This is a genomic window from Streptomyces sp. NPDC025784 (genome assembly GCF_055558435.1).
On sequence record NZ_JBVHMN010000011.1, the window covers coordinates 167,229 to 183,860 of the forward strand.

General features: G+C 72.9%; 13 protein-coding genes. 10 read left to right on the forward strand and 3 right to left on the reverse strand.

Going from position 1 to position 16,632, the window contains the following annotated elements:
* Positions 1 to 116 precede the first annotated feature (116 nt).
* Positions 117 to 1,082 (forward strand): thiamine-phosphate kinase, encoded by a 966-nt coding sequence (locus tag ACZ4IF_RS24915; RefSeq protein ID WP_345657278.1) that lies wholly within the window; start codon positions 117 to 119, stop codon positions 1,080 to 1,082.
* Positions 1,083 to 1,364: 282 nt separating this feature from the next.
* Here ACZ4IF_RS24915 and rpmB read toward each other — a convergent pair whose 3' ends face one another.
* Positions 1,365 to 1,550, reverse strand: a complete 186-nt coding sequence (gene rpmB, locus ACZ4IF_RS24920) for a 50S ribosomal protein L28 (RefSeq protein ID WP_004924906.1) — start codon at positions 1,548 to 1,550, stop codon at positions 1,365 to 1,367.
* A gap of 259 nt (positions 1,551 to 1,809) precedes the next feature.
* Between rpmB and ACZ4IF_RS24925 the strand changes: the two genes are divergently transcribed.
* Positions 1,810 to 3,588, forward strand: coding sequence for a DAK2 domain-containing protein (locus tag ACZ4IF_RS24925; RefSeq protein WP_467566354.1), 1,779 nt, complete (start codon positions 1,810 to 1,812; stop codon positions 3,586 to 3,588).
* A 367-nt stretch (positions 3,589 to 3,955) separates the two neighbouring features.
* On the opposite strand, the gene ACZ4IF_RS24930 is transcribed toward ACZ4IF_RS24925, so the two are convergent.
* Both ACZ4IF_RS24930 and ACZ4IF_RS24935 read right to left on the reverse strand, forming a co-directional pair.
* Entirely contained in the window at positions 3,956 to 6,946 is a 2,991-nt protein-coding gene (locus ACZ4IF_RS24930) for a tetratricopeptide repeat protein (RefSeq protein WP_467566357.1), read from the reverse strand.
* A complete protein-coding gene (locus ACZ4IF_RS24935) occupies positions 6,943 to 8,781 on the reverse strand; it encodes an HSP90 family protein (RefSeq protein ID WP_467566360.1) in 1,839 nt (612 codons plus the stop codon). The genes ACZ4IF_RS24930 and ACZ4IF_RS24935 overlap by 4 nt, the downstream gene beginning before the upstream one ends.
* Positions 8,782 to 8,948: 167 nt before the next feature.
* Here ACZ4IF_RS24935 and recG point away from each other — a divergent pair, with 167 nt between their 5' ends.
* From recG to mutM, 8 genes are all read left to right on the forward strand, one after another.
* Positions 8,949 to 11,168 (forward strand): ATP-dependent DNA helicase RecG, encoded by a 2,220-nt coding sequence (gene recG / locus ACZ4IF_RS24940; RefSeq protein WP_467566363.1) that lies wholly within the window; start codon positions 8,949 to 8,951, stop codon positions 11,166 to 11,168.
* A gap of 39 nt (positions 11,169 to 11,207) precedes the next feature.
* Entirely contained in the window at positions 11,208 to 11,795 is a 588-nt protein-coding gene (gene rsmD / locus ACZ4IF_RS24945; RefSeq protein WP_095936891.1) for a 16S rRNA (guanine(966)-N(2))-methyltransferase RsmD, read from the forward strand.
* A 26-nt stretch (positions 11,796 to 11,821) separates the two neighbouring features.
* Positions 11,822 to 12,301, forward strand: a complete 480-nt coding sequence (gene coaD / locus ACZ4IF_RS24950) for a pantetheine-phosphate adenylyltransferase (RefSeq protein ID WP_306453579.1) — start codon at positions 11,822 to 11,824, stop codon at positions 12,299 to 12,301.
* 99 nt (positions 12,302 to 12,400) lie between these two features.
* Positions 12,401 to 13,483 (forward strand): cell division initiation protein, encoded by a 1,083-nt coding sequence (locus ACZ4IF_RS24955; RefSeq protein WP_467566367.1) that lies wholly within the window; start codon positions 12,401 to 12,403, stop codon positions 13,481 to 13,483.
* 195 nt (positions 13,484 to 13,678) lie between these two features.
* On the forward strand, positions 13,679 to 14,332 hold the full coding sequence (locus ACZ4IF_RS24960; protein WP_467566370.1) for a YceD family protein: 654 nt from the start codon (positions 13,679 to 13,681) through the stop codon (positions 14,330 to 14,332).
* Positions 14,333 to 14,334: 2 nt separating this feature from the next.
* A complete protein-coding gene (gene rpmF / locus ACZ4IF_RS24965) occupies positions 14,335 to 14,508 on the forward strand; it encodes a 50S ribosomal protein L32 (protein ID WP_028802425.1) in 174 nt (57 codons plus the stop codon).
* Positions 14,509 to 14,527: 19 nt separating this feature from the next.
* Positions 14,528 to 15,367, forward strand: a complete 840-nt coding sequence (gene rnc, locus ACZ4IF_RS24970; protein ID WP_345658648.1) for a ribonuclease III — start codon at positions 14,528 to 14,530, stop codon at positions 15,365 to 15,367.
* Positions 15,368 to 15,717: 350 nt separating this feature from the next.
* Positions 15,718 to 16,578, forward strand: a complete 861-nt coding sequence (gene mutM, locus ACZ4IF_RS24975) for a bifunctional DNA-formamidopyrimidine glycosylase/DNA-(apurinic or apyrimidinic site) lyase (protein ID WP_467566375.1) — start codon at positions 15,718 to 15,720, stop codon at positions 16,576 to 16,578.
* Positions 16,579 to 16,632 lie beyond the last annotated feature (54 nt).

The window sequence follows — 16,632 nt, forward strand, 5'->3', positions numbered from 1 at the left end:
TGGGGCTTGCGCGCCGGGGTGGGCGGACTGCACAAGTTGACGGTCAACTCGACCGTACCGAGTACGGAGACGGCTCGCGACCGGGCACGGGCAGCGAGAGAGGGAGCAGTGCGATCATGAAGGGCACCGTGGGCGAGTTGGGGGAGTTCGGGCTCATTCGAGAGCTCACCTCGCGTCTCACCACCACCCCGGCCGTCCGGGTCGGCCCCGGCGACGACGCCGCGGTGGTGGCCGCGCCGGACCGCAGGGTCGTGGCGAGCACCGACATCCTGCTGGAGGGACGGCACTTCCGCCGTGACTGGTCCACGGCGTACGACGTGGGACGCAAGGCGGCCGCTCAGAACCTCGCGGACATCGCGGCGATGGGCGCCGTACCGACCGCGCTGCTCCTCGGCCTGGTCGTGCCGGCGGAACTTCCGGCGACCTGGCCGTCCGAGCTGATGGACGGACTGCGCGACGAGTGCCAGGTGGCGGGCGCGGCCGTGGTCGGCGGTGACGTCGTACGCGGCGACACCATCACCGTCGCGATCACCGCGCTCGGCGATCTGCGCAACCACGAGCCGGTCACCCGGGCCGGCGCCCAGCCCGGCGACGTCGTCGCGGTGACGGGCTGGCTGGGCTGGTCGGCGGCCGGGTACGCGGTGCTCTCGCGGGGCTTCCGCTCGCCGCGTGCCTTCGTGGAGGCCCACCGGCGCCCCGAACCGCCGTACCACGCGGGTCCCGCGGCGGCCGGACTCGGCGCCACCTCGATGTGCGACGTCAGCGACGGCCTGATCGCCGACCTCGGGCACATCGCCGAGGCCAGCAAGGTGCGCATCGACATCCGCTCCGGCGACATCGACATCCCCTCCCAGATGAACGACATCGGGCAGGCCGTCGGCGTCGACCCCCTCCAGTGGGTGCTCAGCGGCGGAGAGGACCACGCGATAGTGGCGACGTTCCCGCCGGACGTGAAGCTGCCCGCCCGCTGGAAGGTGATCGGCGAGGTCCTCAACCCGTCGGCACTCCCTCAGGTCACCGTGGACGGGGCGCCCTGGACGAACAAGGGCGGCTGGGACCACTTCGGCGACATGGAGGCGTGATCCTGGCGGCCCGGGGCCGCGGAACACGCAGGGGCCGCCCGTGGGCCCGGCACCGACTGCGCCGGGCCCACGGGCGGCCTCGTACGTGCCGGTGGCATCGGCGGTGTCCGCCATGTCACCCGTGTCGGTCGGTCCGTGTCCGCCGGGGAGGGTGCCCGGTGCCGCGGAAGCGTGCGCAGTGATCTGTCCGCCGCGGTGCGGGCGCAGCAAAAAACCGGCCCACCCGGAGAGGTGGACCGGCTCAGTGCAAGCGAACCAGCAGTGGCCGCGCGCTAGCGGTTGTCAGCGCGAGACCTTGCCGGCCTTGATGCACGAGGTGCAAGCGTTCACGCGCTTCGGCGTCCCGCCGACCACCGTACGGACGCGCTGGATGTTGGGGTTCCAGCGACGGGGCGTACGGCGGTGCGAGTGCGAGATGTTGTTGCCGAAGCCCGGCCCCTTGCCGCAGACGTCGCAGTTGGCAGCCACGGGTCACTCCAAAGACTTCAGATGCACTTACGGTTGATCCCGGCATGCCGGAATCAGGATCTAGGATCTGAGTGGCGGTGCCAGGGGGAAGGCCCGATCGGATCGGGCAACTGGAGCAGCATACAACGACTGCGTCCGGAGAACGAAACTACCATGACCGGCCCGCACCTGGTCCGCGCCCTCATCAGGGTCCCCTACCGACAGTAACCCGTTCTGGGTCTACGCTGCGTCCCACGTTCAGCAGCTCAAGGAGGCGCAGGTGCCGCAGGTGCCGCAGACACTCGATGCTCTCGCGGTGCGCACCTGGTGCGGGCTCGCGCTCGAATCGCTGGGACGGGCCCGCGAGGAGATCGACGCGATCAACGTCTACCCGGTGGCCGACGGGGACACGGGGACCAACCTGTATCTGACCGTGGAGTCGGCGGCAGCGGCCGTCGAGGCGGTGTTCGCGGGCCACGAGACGATGGCGGTCGCGGACGCCCGGGACCCCCGCGGCACCGGTGCCCCTGCCGGCAGCGGCACCGATGCCGACGCGAGCGGAGGTCCGGCGGCGGTACGGGCGGCCGGCGGCCCCAGCCTCGCCGACGCCGTACGGGCGATGGCCCACGGAGCGCTCATCGGGGCACGGGGCAACTCCGGGACGATCCTCGCGCAGCTGCTGAGGGGTATGGCACAGGTCCTCGCGGACGGTGACACCGCTCACACCGACGGGCAGGGGCTGCGGCTCGCTCTGCGGCACGCCGCGGACTCCGCCCGCCTGGCCGTCGCCCACCCCGTCGAGGGCACCGTCCTCACGGTCGCCACCGCCGCGGCCGACGCGGCGGACGGAGCCGAGGGCGACTGCTCGGCGGTCGCGCGTGCGGCCCACGAAGGGGCACGCGCCGCACTCGCCGCGACCCCGGGGCAGCTGGCCGTCCTGCGGCGCGCCGGCGTCGTCGACGCGGGCGGGCGCGGGCTGGTCGCCGTTCTCGCGGCCCTCGTGGAGACGTTCACGGGCGAGTCGCCCGGCCTGCTCGCGGTGCCCGCGCCCGCCCGCGCCCGTGAGGGGACGACCACGGCCCAGGCTTCCCCGCCCGCCGACGCGTGCACGGACGACGGGTCGGAGGACGGCGGGCCCGCCTTCGAGGTGATCTACCTCCTGGAGGCGGAGGACGCGGCCGTGGAGCGGCTCCGGCAGCGCCTCGACGGTCTCGGGGACTCCCTCGTCGTGGTCGGCGGGGACGGGCTGTGGAACGTCCATGTGCACGTCGACGACGCGGGCGCCGCCGTGGAGGCGGGCGTCGAGGCCGGACGTCCGTACCGGATCCGGATCACGCACTTCGGGCTCGGCGACGTCCACACCGCGGGCGCGGCCGGGCGGCCGCCGCGGGAGCGGGCCCAGCGCGCGGTGGTGGCCGTCGTGCCCGGAGAGGGACTGGCCGGGCTGTACACGGAGGCCGGAGCGACCGCCGTGCTCGCCCGGCCCGGGGAGCCGCCCGCCAGCGGGGAGCTCGTCGAGGCCGTACGACGGGCCCACGCGCGTGAGGTGGTGCTGCTGCCGAACGACGCCGAGCTGCGGCACACCGCGGCGGCCGCCGCGGAGCAGGCCCGCACGGAGGGCGTCCGGGTCGCGCTCATCCCGACGCGGTCCGCGGTGCAGGGCATCGCCGCTCTCGCCGTGCACGAGCCGGACCGCCGCTTCGACGAGGACGTCGTCGCCATGACCTCGGCGGCCGGTGCCACCCGCCACGCCGAAGTCGTCGTCGCCGAACGGCAGTCCTGGACCATGGCCGGCATCTGCCAGGCCGGGGACGTCCTCGGCCTCATCGACGGAGACGTCGCCGTGATCGGCTCCGACGTCACGGCCACCGCCGAGTCGGTCCTCGACCGCATGCTCGCCGCCGGCGGCGAGATGGTCACGCTCGTCCTCGGCGACGAGGCCCCCGAGTCCGTGGTGCCCCATCTGGAGGCCCGGGTCAGGGAGTCGTACCTGGCGGTCGACACGGTCGTGTACCGGGGCGGCCGGCAGGGCGCGTTGCTGCTGATCGGGGTGGAGTAGCGGCGGCGCCCCCGCCCATGTCCTCGAGCGCCGGAGGACTCCGGCGCGCCCACGCCATCGAGGGCCGGTCGCCTTGAGCCCGTCCGGCGCTTGAGGACGAGGCCGTCCAGGCCGAAGCGGGGGTCTGGGGGCGCAGCCCCCAGGAGCAGGGGAAGGGCAGGGGCGGAGGGGGCGAACCTCCGGCCTGCGGGAGCGCGGCGAACCTCCGGCCTGCGGGAGCGCGGCGAACCTCCGGCCTGCGGGAGCGCGGCGAACCTCCGGCCTGCGGGAGCGCGGCGAACCTCCGGCCTCCGGAGGGGCGTCCCCTGGTCCGCGGAAGGAGCGCCCCCCGATGCGTGGACGGGGCGCCCACGGGACCCCGGCCGGCTCAGTCCCCCGGGAGCCCCTCGACCAGCCCCAGCATCCGCTCCGCCTCGGTCCGCCGGGCCCCCGCCGTCTCCCCGTCCAGCCCCTGGCAGGCGGAGAGCACCGCACGCGCGCGTGCGGCAGCCGCGGCGGGGCGGCCGAGGTCGGCCTCCAGCCAGCCGGCGGCGAGTTCGGCCCCGGTGCGGGCGCCGACGCCACCGTCGCCGAGCGAGGTGAACACGGCGATCGCCCGCGTGACATGGGCGAGCGCCTCCTCCAACACCGCCCCGGCGGAGGCCTCTTCCTCGTCACCGGACACGGAGCGGACCACCAGATCACCGAACTGGCGGTGGGTGTGCCCGAGTTCGGCGACCAGGCGCTCCCGCGCGTCCTCGTCATCCGGAGCCCCGGAGGCGGAGCCGGACGATGAGCCGGACTCCTCCTGGAGAGCCGACTCGCACGCGCGCACGGCCGTCTCCATCAGCTCCCGCGCGGCGCCGAGCCCGGCCTCCGTGCGCGTCGCGGTCCACGCGCGCGCCCGCAGCGACCTGACCAGCCCGTGGACGTTGCCGAGCGCGCGCCACAGGTCGCCGGCACGGGCGTACGCCTGCTCGGCCCGGTCGGCGAGACCGGCGTGCCCCAGGGCCTCGGCGGCCAGATGCGCGAGCATCGCGTGGTCGTGCTGTTCGGGCCAGTGCCGGGCGATGTCCGCGGCCCGCAGCCAGTGCCCCGCGGCCTCACGGTGTTCGCCGAGTTCGGTGAGACAGTCGCCGAGCCACCACCGCGTCTGGACGATCGCGCCGTCCCCGTGCATCTCGGCGGTCAGGTCGGGCAGCGCCGACTCCAGCACCTCGGCCGCCTCGGCCCACCGCCCCTGGCGGAGCAGCAGCCCGCCGAGCTGGTGCCGGGCCCAGGCGCCGAGCGTGCCGGCCTCGCCCGCCTCGTCGGCCCAGTGCGCGGCTTCCAGTGCCTGTTCCGCGGCGGGGCCCAACTGCCCTCCGGCGCCCAGGATCTCGGCGAGCTGGAGGTGCAGCTGGGCGTGGCCCATGGGCTCCAGGTACGCACCCGCGTGCTCCAGCGCCGCGCGGGCCGCCCGCTCCGCGGCGTCGGCGTCGCCCAATTGCATCGCGATGCCTGCGAGCCGGGAGTCGTACTCCACGGCGAACCACGGCAGCCCGGCCGAGACGAACCCGTCCACGGCGGCCGAGAGGTGTGCCACGGCGGCCTCGGCGTCGTCGGCGCGCGCCGCGAGCTCGCCGAGCATCGCCCTCGCCTCCGCGGCCCGCGAGGCGAGTGCCACGTCCTCGCCGACGTGGGGCCCGACGAGCGCGAGCAACTCCCGCGCGGCCGCCCCGGCCGTCCGGGTCGCGGTCGCGGCGTCCGGGCCGGCGGCCTCGCCCCCGCTCTCCAGTTGATCGACCCGGTGCATCCACGTCCGCGCCCGCCCGATCAGCACGGACGCCGTCTGAGGCACTCCCGTGGCGCCCCGGGCGTGGAGGGCGAGCACCTCCTCGTACAGTTCCGCCGTCTCCGCCAGCGCCTCCTCGGTGCCGGCGGACAGGGCGTGGACGTACGCGGCGCGGGCACGGGCCGCGAGCGCCTCACCGGGGTCGCCCGCCTCCTCGTACAGTTCCGCCGCGCGGCGGAACACACCGACCCCCTCGGGACCGCGGCCCATCGCCTCGTGGTCGGCGATCTCCGCGCGGTCGCGGACCGCCAGCTCGTGGCCCTCGGCGGCGCGTGAGACCGCCGCCCACGCCTCCACCGCGTCCGGGCTGCGCAGCCCGGACAGCCGCCGGGCCTCCGTGAGCAGCGCGGGCAGGTCCGGTGCGGCGCCGGCACCCGCAGCCCGCGGCCGGTGCTCCGGTGCCGGCTCGGCGCGACCTGCGGACGTGGGGCGGGCGGAGCGCACGCCCAGCGGCAGCCGGTCCACCAGCGGCGCCCGGTCCATGCGCGCCCGGGCCCGCTCACTCACGTAGGAGGTGCCGTTGCGGGAGTCGAAGCGCGCGGCCAGCGCGAGGGTCTCCCCGCGCGCGTGGACGGCCAGCTCCGCCGCGGTCCACGCGCGTCCGGCGGGGCCGGGCACCGTCTGCCCGCCGAGGCCGAGGGAGGTCAGGCGGTCCATCAGGAGGGCCACGACCGCCATGAAGTCCAGCTTGCTGCGCGGGTCCCCGGAGTCCGTGAAGTACGCGGGCCGCTCGGCGAGGAGCTCCAGGGCACGGGCCTCGTTCCCCGACAGGGCGCAGAACTCGACGTGGTCCGCGTACGCCCCGCGCATGCTCTCCATGGCGCGCACCAGCCGGAAGCCCCGGAGGTGATGGGCGCGGGCCTCCTGCAGGCGGCCCAGGCGCAGCAGGGGGAGCAACGACGACGCGAGGACGGTGTGCGGCTCGTGGGCGCACGTGTACGCGCCCTCCAGGACCGGAGCCCACAGGTCGAGCGCCTCCGCGTCGGCGTCGCGCTCCGCGCGCCACCATCCCTGGCTGTGCAGCTCGCACGCGTGGCAGTCCGCCATGCTGTCCCGGTCGGCGGCCAGCCACGCGGCATACGCCCGGTCCGCGCGCTCCAGGTCCCCGAGATGCGCGGCGACGCTGAACTCCGCGCCCCGCACGGCCCGTTCGGAGTGGCCGGCCAGCCGGTAGCGGCGCTCCATCTCGCCGAGCCACTTCTCGATCGAGGCGAGCGGGATGTGCGGCTGGTCCAGCATTCCGGCCGACATCCACTTGAACACCCAGTGCAGCGAGTGGATCTCGTACTCGTCGAAGTCCTCCGGGTGCTCGTCCCACATGCGCAGCAGGCGCGCGAAGGGGACGAACATTTTGTCCTTCTCGGAGCTGTAGTTGTAGACCTTCAGCTGGTGTCCGAGTGCCTCGACGACCGCGAGCGGGATGTTCAGCTTCTCGGCCTCCACGAGCAGTTGCTCCGCGCGCGCGTTGCGTGCGGGCCCCTCGGGCTGCTCGTGGTTGTCCGCCATCTCCTGGCGCAGGGTGTCGAAGTCCATGGCCCCGCTCATCCGCGGTCGTCCCTCCCCGGGTCGGTGTGGGTGGCCCATTCGAGGAGGCCGATGAACGAGCGGTTCAGGAGCGCGGAGTCCGCGGGCCGCAGCGGACGCTGGGCCATCAGCAGTGCCTGGCCGTACAGCGACTCGGTGGCGGTGCCGATCAGCTCCGGGTCGGCCAGGGAACCGATCCGCCGGACGAGCGGGTTGAGGTGGTTGAGCACCAGCCGCGCGCGGGGCGCGCTGCCGCGCAGCGAGCCGAGGATGCCGGCCCACAGGTCGTCGGCCTGCTCCTCGGCCTCCGCTCGGGCCTGCTCGTGCCGGGCGGCGCGGTCGTCCAGGTGCAGGGCCGGGACCGAGAGCGGGTGGAAGGCACGCACGACGACGTCGCAGCCCAGCGGGTCGAGCTTCGCCCGCGCCGCAGCCAGGAAGGCCGACAGGGCCAGCTCCTCGCCCGGGTCGACCGCGTCCAGGTGCGCGGTCACCGTGTCGGCGTCCAGCTCCGAGACGACCGTGCCCGGGCGCACCGAGGGCAGCGCCTCGACGAGCTCGCTGTCGTACGTGTAGCCGCCGTTGACGACGCCGACGCCCTGCGCGGACGCGATCGGCGCGACCTGCCGGTACTCCTCGACGGTGCGCGTGAAGTGCACGACGGGGTGCCGCTGCGCGAACTCCTCCAGGGACAGCCGGCCGTCGGTCGTCTCGAAGGGCAGCCACGGCAGCATCGTGCGCAGCATGTCCGTGTCGTGCCGCGCCAGGGACTTCACCCCCAGGTGGTGCACCGACAGGAACGCCGACAGCCGCTCCGGGTCCCCGGCCGCCAGCCCGGTCAGCCAGGACCGGATGCGCTCACCGAGCGCCTCGCGCACGGCGGCGAGGGTCTCGTCCTCGTACAGCGACTCGCGTGAGGCGGTGGGCCGCAGACTGTCCGTGTCCAGCACGCAGCGCACGAAGAACGCCCAGTCGGGCAGCAGCTGTTCGGCCCGCTCGGTGAGCAGCATGCCCTTGAGGTGCACCCGGTGGCTCGCCCGCTGCGCGGGACTCACGGCGGTCGGCAGGACGTACGCGACACCGCGGATGCCGGCCAGTGGCACCTTCAGGTCGATCGCGTCCAGCGGGGTGAAGCCGAACAGGTCGTGGCAGTGCCGGGCGAGGGCCACCCGCCGGGTGGCGGGGCTCGGGTACGCGCGGTCCCACGGCGCCGGCAGGTCGGTGACCGCCTCGTCGCCCACGCGCAGGTCGTACGGCAGCAGCGAGCCGAAGTCCCGCGCCAGCGACCGCACCCGCTCCTCGGTGAGCCACTCGCCGGCCCCGGCGCGCGCCACCAGGTGCACGGTGGTGCCCGGTTCGGGGCGTGCCTCGGCGGGCAGCGTCCGCACGGTGTAGGAACCGTCGTCGGCCGCCGTCCACTCCACGGGCGGCGCGTCGGGCGTGCGCGCGCTGCGGCTGACGACGCGGATGCGCTCGGCGACCACGAAGCAGGCGAGCAGGCCGATGCCGAACTGGCCCAGGAAGTCCGAGCGTGCCGACTCCAGGCCGTCGTCCCGCTTGGAGCTGCGGCCGATGGTCGCGAGGAGGCTGTGCACGTCGGCCTCGGTGAGCCCCACACCGGAGTCCTCCACCCGCAGCGCGCCGCCCTCGGCATGCAGGCGCACGGTGGCCGGGGCGTCCGGCTGCTCGGCCCGCCGCGCGGTGATCGCGTCCACCGCGTTCTGCAGCAGCTCGCGCAGATAGACCTTGGGGCTGGAGTAGAGGTGATGGGAGAGCAGGTCCACCAGACCGCGCAGGTCGACCTGGAACGTATGAGGTGACTGAGGTGCCTGGGATGACTGTGAGGTCTGGGAGTCCATCGTCGCTGCGCCGGTGGGTGGGGGGACGGGCGACGGCGCGGGGTCGGGCGGTCCCGGCGGACGGTGACCGCGAAGAGGGCCGGAACGCGTCATCCTAGGCCCGGAACGACCGGCCTGACCAGCGGATTTCCAGGACGTATACGGCATTGTCAGTGTGGTGGTGTGCAATGGATCTCGTGCCCGTGCTCGAAGAACCACTGAAGAAGGTGCTCGGTCCCGCCACCGCGAAGGTGATGGCCGAGCACCTCGGCCTGCACACCGTCGGCGACCTCCTGCACCACTATCCCCGCAGGTACGAGGAGCGCGGTCAGCTCACCCACCTCGCCGACCTGCCCATGGACGAGCACGTGACGGTGGTCGCCCAGGTCGCCGACGCGCGCCTGCACACCTTCGCCTCGTCCCGGGCGCCGCGCGGCAAGGGCCAGCGTCTCGAAGTCACCATCACGGACGGCAGCGGCCGCCTGCAGCTCGTCTTCTTCGGCAACGGCGTGCACAAGCCCCACAAGGACCTCCTGCCGGGCACGCGTGCGATGTTCTCCGGCAAGGTCTCCGTCTTCAACCACCGCCTCCAGCTGGCCCATCCGGCGTACGAGCTGCTGCGCGGCGACGGCGACGAGGCCGCCGAGAGCGTCGACTCCTGGGCCGGCGCCCTCATCCCGATCTACCCGGCCACGGCCAAGCTGGAGTCCTGGAAGATCGCCAAGTCCGTGCAGACGGTGCTGCCCAGCGCCCAGGAGGCGGTCGACCCCCTCCCGGACTCCCTGCGCGACGGCCGCGGGCTGGTCACGCTCCCCGAGGCCCTCCTCAAGATCCACCGTCCGCACACCAAGGCGGACATCCACGACGCCCGCGCCCGGCTCAAATGGGACGAGGCCTTCGTCCTCCAGGTCGCCCTGGCCCGCCGCCGTCACGCCGACGCGCAGCTCCCGGCCGTCGCCCGCGTCGCCCGAGCGGACGGCATGCTCACCGCCTTCGACGCCAAGCTGCCCTTCACGCTCACCGAGGGCCAGCAGAAGGTCTCCAAGGAGATCTTCGACGACCTCGCCACCGAACACCCCATGCACCGGCTGCTCCAGGGAGAGGTCGGATCGGGAAAGACGATGGTCGCCCTGCGCGCCATGCTCGCCGTCGTCGACGCCGGCGGGCAGGCGGCCATGCTCGCGCCCACCGAGGTGCTCGCCCAGCAGCACCACCGGTCCGTCACCGAGATGATGGGGGAGCTCGCCGAGGGCGGCATGCTCGGCGGGGCCGAGCACTCCACCAAGGTCGTGCTGCTCACCGGCTCCATGGGCGCGGCGGCCCGCCGCCAGGCACTGCTCGACCTGGTCACCGGGGAGGCCGGCATCGTCATCGGCACGCACGCGCTGATCGAGGACAAGGTGCAGTTCCACGACCTGGGCCTGGTCGTGGTGGACGAGCAGCACCGCTTCGGCGTCGAGCAGCGCGACGCTCTGCGCGGCAAGGGCAAGCAGCCCCCGCACCTCCTGGTGATGACCGCCACCCCGATCCCGCGGACGGTCGCGATGACCGTCTTCGGCGACCTGGAGACCTCCGTCCTCGACCAGCTCCCCGCCGGGCGCTCACCGATCGCCAGCCATGTCGTGCCGGCCGCCGACAAGCCGCACTTCCTCGCGCGCGCCTGGGAGCGCGTGCGCGAGGAAGTGGAGAACGGCCACCAGGCGTACGTCGTCTGTCCCCGCATCGGCGACGACGTCGACGACGCCGACGCGAAGAAGACCAAGAAGAAGTCCCCCGAGGACGAGGCCGAGAAGCGCCCGCCGCTCGCCGTCCTCGACATCGCCGACCACCTTGCCCAGGGCCCCCTGCGGGGACTGAAGGTGGAGGTCCTGCACGGGCGGATGCAGCCCGACGACAAGGACGCCGTGATGCGCCGCTTCGCCGCGGGCGAGACGGACGTCCTCGTCGCCACGACGGTCATCGAGGTCGGGGTGAACGTACCGAACGCCACCGCGATGGTGATCATGGACGCCGACCGCTTCGGCGTGTCCCAGCTGCACCAGCTGCGCGGTCGCGTCGGCCGAGGCTCGGCGGCCGGACTCTGCCTGCTGGTCACCGAGATGCCCGAGGCCAGTGCGGCCCGCCAGCGGCTGAACGCGGTGGCGTCCACCCTCGACGGCTTCGAGCTCTCCCGCATCGACCTGGAGCAGCGGCGTGAGGGCGACGTCCTCGGCCAGGCCCAGTCCGGCGTGCGCTCCTCCCTGCGGATGCTCGCCGTCATCGACGACGAGGAGATCATCGCCGAGGCCCGCGAGGAGGCCACCGCGGTCGTCGTCGCCGACCCGGCCCTGGAGCAGCTGCCGGGCCTGCGCACCGCGCTGGACGCGCTGCTCGACGAGGAGCGCGAGCAGTACCTGGAAAAGGGCTGACAGACTGGACCCGACACATCCCCGCCGCAAAGGACCCTCATGACCCGCGTGATCGCCGGCAGGGCCGGAGGACGCCGACTGGCCGTCCCTCCGGGCACCGGCACCCGGCCCACCTCCGACCGGGCGCGTGAGGGCCTCTTCTCCACCTGGCAGTCGCTGCTCGGCGGCCCCCTCGACGGAGAGCGCGTCCTCGACCTCTACGCGGGCTCGGGCGCCGTCGGCCTGGAGGCGCTCAGCCGCGGCGCCGGACACACCCTGCTCGTCGAGGCCGACGCCCGGGCCGCCCGGATCATCCGGGAGAACGTGAAGTCGCTGGGCCTGCCCGGAGCCGAGGTCAGGTCGGGCAAAGCGGAACAGATCATCCGTACGGCGCCGCCCGCGTCACCGTACGACCTGGTCTTCCTGGATCCCCCGTATGCCGTCACGGACGACGATCTTCGCGAGATTCTGCTCACACTCCGCTCGGAGGGCTGGCTCGCGGCCGAAGCCCTCGTCACCGTGGAGCGCAGCACCAGAGGCGGCGAATTCGGTTGGCCGGACGGCTTCGAAGCGATCAGGGCCCGTCGTTACGGCGAAGGCACGTTTTGGTACGGTCGCGCCGCCTCTACGTGCGAAGACGCACGATGACCGGACCGGAGAGCGAGGGACCACTGTTGCGCCGCGCCGTCTGTCCGGGGTCATTCGACCCCATCACCAATGGACACCTCGACATCATCGCCCGCGCCTCCAGGCTCTACGACGTCGTGCACGTCGTCGTGATGATCAACCAGGCGAAGAAGGGCCTGTTCAGCGTCGAGGAGCGGATCGAGCTGATCCGCGAGGTCACCGCCGACTACGGCAACGTCCAGGTCGAGGCCTACCACGGCCTCCTCGTCGACTTCTGCAAGCAGCGCGACATCCCCGCCATCGTCAAGGGCCTGCGCGCGGTCAGCGACTTCGACTACGAACTCCAGATGGCCCAGATGAACAACGGCCTCTCCGGCGTCGAGACGCTCTTCATCCCGACCAGCCCCACCTACAGCTTCCTGTCCTCCTCGCTCGTCAAGGAGGTGGCGAACTGGGGCGGCGACATCTCTCACCTGGTGCCGCCGGTGGTCCTGGAGGCGCTCACCGAGCGGCTCGGCAAGGGCTGAGACCCTGACAGCCCGTCACCAGGTGTCGGGAGGGGCGGCAGTGGTCGTACAGTCGACCCGTCCGTCTCCAACACAGCTGTAGAGAGTGGCGAGCACACGGTGGACGTGCAGAAGAAGCTCGACGAGATCGTCGCGACGGTCGGCGGCGCCCGTTCCATGCCCATGTCGGCCTCGTGCGTGGTCAACCGCGCCGAGCTGCTCTCGATGCTCGAAGAGGTGCGCCAGGCGCTGCCCGGCTCCCTCGCCCAGGCCCAGGAGCTGATCGGCGGGCGCGAGCAGATGGTCGAGCAGGCCCGTCAGGAGGCCGAGCGGATCATCGAGTCCGCGCATGCCGAGCGCGGTTCGCTGATCTCCGACACGGAGGTCGCGCGCCGTTCGCAGAACGAGGCGGACCGGATCCTGGCCGAGGCCCGCCAGGAGGCCGAGGAGATCCGCGTGGAGGCCGACGACTACGTCGACTCCAAGCTCGCCAACTTCGAGGTCGTCCTCACCAAGACCCTCGGCTCCGTGGGCCGTGGCCGCGAGAAGCTCCTCGGCACCGGCCCCGGCCTCGACGAGCAGGGGTACGAGGACGAGGACGCCCCCGAGCGCAGCCACGACCCGGAGACCCTGCGCCGCAACGCCGACGAGTACGTCGACGTCAAGCTCGGAGCCTTCGAGGCCGTCCTCGCCAAGACCCTGGAGGCCGTCGGCCGCGGCCGTCAGAAGCTGCACGGCCGGATCGCCTCCGACGACCTCGGCGACCTGAGCGCCTTCGACGAGGACGGGACGCCCGGCCGGCACACCAGCGACGCCGATTACCTGGCCGGGCTGGCCGAGCTCGCGGACGCCGCCCCCGAACAGCCCGCGCAGACCCCCGAGGTCCCCGCCCAGCCGTCCTACGGCCAGCAGGAGGCCTACGGCTACCAGCAGCAGTCGGCCGACCCGTACGGCTACCAGCAGCAGTACGCCCAGCAGGACGCCTACGGCTACCAGCAGGCCGACCCGTACGCCGCCTACCCGCAGCAGCAGGCCTACGGCCAGCAGGGCGCGTACGACGGTGGCGGGCAGGCCTACGCCGAGCCGCAGGGCCACACCGCGGACCCGCAGACGCATGCCCTCGACGAGACCAGCCTCTTCGACACCAGCATGATCAGCGCCGAGCAGCTGCGGGCGTACGAGCAGGGGCGCGGCGGGCACTGAGGCCGGCGCGGGCCGGTCGCCCGGGCGGGACACGGGCGGGCGCGCCCCGGCGCCCGGAACCGGGGACGGGCACCGGATTGGGCCGAGAGCGAAAGGTCCAGTATCCTGGCTCTTCGGTCGCGCGTACGTCCGCGATCACCGCTGCCCGGAACACCAGGGGCAGTGGCTCTTGAGCTTCGAGGATCGAAAGCAGGAATGGCCCTGAACACCCGCCACGACCACCGCAACCCTCTCGTGTTCGACACGCACGAGCTGGGGCGGCGTCCTGGTGCGATGCAGCGCCTGACCCGCACGATCGACGCCCCCGCGGATCTCGGGATCCCGGGAGTCATCGGAGTGCCGGAAGGTGCCCCGTTGGAGCTCGAACTCCGGCTTGAGTCGGTCATGGAAGGGGTGCTCGTCACAGGCACCGCCCGTGCGTCGGCCAAGGGGGAGTGCGTAAGGTGTCTGGAGCCGCTGGAGCAGGAGCTCGAAGCGGACTTCCAGGAGATGTTCTCGTACCCTGACGCCGATGACCGGGGCCGCGTCAAAGCGGAGCCGGCCGACGACGCCGAGGAAGACGAGGACAGGCTCTTTGTCGAGGACGGCCTGTTCGACCTCGAACCCGTGCTGCGTGATGCGGTGGTGCTCGCACTGCCGATGCAGCCGGTGTGCCAGGACGACTGCCCCGGCCTGTGCTCCGAGTGCGGAGCCCGGCTCGCGGACGACCCGGACCACCACCACGACGCCGTCGACATCCGTTGGGCGGCACTGCAGGGACTCGCCGGTTCACTCGAAGATGGCGAGAAGGACGAGATGAGCGGCGGCGCGCTTCCATCAGCGCACGTCGACGAGAAGCAGGAGAAGTAGCCGTGGCTGTTCCGAAGCGGAAGATGTCGCGCAGCAACACGCGCCACCGCCGGTCGCAGTGGAAGGCTGCGGTCCCCACCCTGGTTGCGTGCGAGCGCTGCCACGAGCCCAAGCAGCAGCACATTGCCTGCCCGGCTTGCGGCACCTACAACAAGCGCCAGGTCCTCGAAGTCTGAGTGGCTGGTGAGAGGTCTGATGTCTGACGCCAAGGCGGAATCAAACGCCAAGAAAAAGGCGGACAACACAGCCTCGTCCCACACGCTTCTGGAAGGGCGGCTCGGCTACAAGGTCGAGTCCGCCCTTCTGGTGCGTGCACTGACCCACCGTTCCTACGCGTACGAGAACGGCGGTCTGCCGACCAACGAGCGCCTGGAGTTCCTCGGGGACTCCGTGCTGGGCCTTGTCGTCACGGACACGCTGTACCGCACCCACCCCGACCTGCCCGAGGGCCAGCTGGCCAAGCTGCGGGCCGCGGTGGTCAACTCACGTGCGCTGGCCGAGGTGGGCCGCGGCCTCGAACTCGGCTCCTTCATCCGGCTCGGCCGGGGCGAGGAAGGCACGGGTGGCCGGGACAAGGCATCCATCCTCGCCGACACCCTCGAAGCGGTGATCGGCGCGGTCTATCTCGATCAGGGTCTGGACGCGGCGGGCGAGCTCGTCCACCGTCTCTTCGACCCGCTGATCGAGAAGTCATCGAATCTGGGCGCGGGCCTGGACTGGAAGACCAGTCTCCAGGAGCTCACCGCGACGGAAGGGCTCGGCGTTCCCGAGTACCTCGTCTCGGAGACCGGCCCGGACCACGAGAAGACCTTTACTGCTGCCGCCCGCGTCGGAGGCGTCTCGTACGGCACCGGCACCGGCCGCAGCAAGAAGGAGGCGGAGCAGCAGGCCGCGGAGTCCGCGTGGCGTGCCATCCGTGCCGCCGCGGACGAACGCGCAAAGTCGGCCGAGGCCGCCGCCGAACAGGCGGCCCGGGCCGCCGAGGGGACCGCCGACACCCCCTCGGCACCGACGAGCGACGCGGCCACGGCCTGACTCCTTCACAGCAGGACGCACTACCCGAACCCCGTCGCAGCGCTCGCGCCGCGACGGGGTTCGTGCGTCGGGCCGCCGTCCGGCGTGGTGACGGCCTCGGGCCGCCGTCCGGAATGATCACCGAGTCCGGCCGCCGCCCGGCACGGCGACCGAGTCCGGCCGTCGTCCGGACCATGCCGCGGTCGGCTGCCGGTGTCGCGCGACCGTGGCCGGCCGCCCCGGGAGGGAACACGGCGCGGGCCTCGGGTCCCGCGGTCCTGTCTGCCCGAAAGGCCGCGCCGTCGCGCACCGTTGAGCACGAGGTACCCTTCGGGCACTGCCCCCTCGAACCACCCCTTTGAAGGAGTCCCGTGCCCGAGCTGCCCGAGGTCGAAGTCGTGCGACGGGGCCTGGAGCGCTGGGTCAGCGGACGCGTCGTGCAGACCGTCGAGGTGCGGCATCCGCGGGCCGTACGACGCCATCTCGCGGGCCCCGAAGGCTTCGCGAAGACCCTCGCGGGGCACCGCGTGGGCGAGGCCCGACGGCGCGGCAAGTACCTGTGGCTGCCCCTGGACGACTCCCCGTTCTCGGTGCTCGCGCACCTCGGCATGAGCGGGCAGCTCCTCGTGCAGCCGCAGGACGCCCCGGACGAGAAGCACCTGCGCATCCGCATCCGCTTCGGGGACGGCCTCGGCACCGAACTGCGCTTCGTGGACCAGCGCACCTTCGGCGGGCTCTCGCTGCACGAGAACACTCCCGACGGCCTGCCGGACGTCATCGCGCACATCGCCCGCGACCCGCTGGACCCCCTCTTCGACGACGTCGCGTTCCACACGGCGCTGCGCGCCCGCCGTACGACGATCAAGCGGGCCCTCCTCGACCAGTCGCTGATCAGCGGGGTCGGCAACATCTACGCGGACGAGGCGCTCTGGCGGTCCCGGCTGCACTACGAACGCCCCACGGGGACCCTCACCCGTCCCCGCACCGCGGAACTCCTCGGGCACATCCGTGACGTCATGAACGACGCCCTGGCCGCCGGCGGCACCAGCTTCGACAGCCTGTACGTCAACGTCAACGGCGAGTCGGGCTACTTCGACCGCTCGCTCGACGCGTACGGCCGCGAGGGCGAACCGTGCCGACGGTGCGGGACGCCGATGCGGCGGCGGGCCTGGATGAACCGGTCGAGCTACTTCTGCCCGCGCTGCCAGCGGGCGCCACGCCTCCCGGCCTGACGAAGGGCGTGCACTCCCGTGGGCGCAGGCCTCGCCTCCTCCCGGTGACCCTGC

What these genes read in the sequence shown, in the direction of transcription:
- recG (WP_467566363.1), top strand. Translation starts at nt 8,949, where the DNA reads ATGGATCTCGTGCCCGTGCTCGAAGAACCACTGAAGAAGGTGCTCGGT.
- ACZ4IF_RS24960 (WP_467566370.1), top strand. Translation starts at nt 13,679, where the DNA reads ATGGCCCTGAACACCCGCCACGACCACCGCAACCCTCTCGTGTTCGAC.
- ACZ4IF_RS24930 (WP_467566357.1), bottom strand. Translation starts at nt 6,946, where the DNA reads ATGAGCGGGGCCATGGACTTCGACACCCTGCGCCAGGAGATGGCGGAC.
- rnc (WP_345658648.1), top strand. Translation starts at nt 14,528, where the DNA reads ATGTCTGACGCCAAGGCGGAATCAAACGCCAAGAAAAAGGCGGACAAC.
- rsmD (WP_095936891.1), top strand. Translation starts at nt 11,208, where the DNA reads ATGACCCGCGTGATCGCCGGCAGGGCCGGAGGACGCCGACTGGCCGTC.
- ACZ4IF_RS24915 (WP_345657278.1), top strand. Translation starts at nt 117, where the DNA reads ATGAAGGGCACCGTGGGCGAGTTGGGGGAGTTCGGGCTCATTCGAGAG.
- ACZ4IF_RS24935 (WP_467566360.1), bottom strand. Translation starts at nt 8,781, where the DNA reads ATGGACTCCCAGACCTCACAGTCATCCCAGGCACCTCAGTCACCTCAT.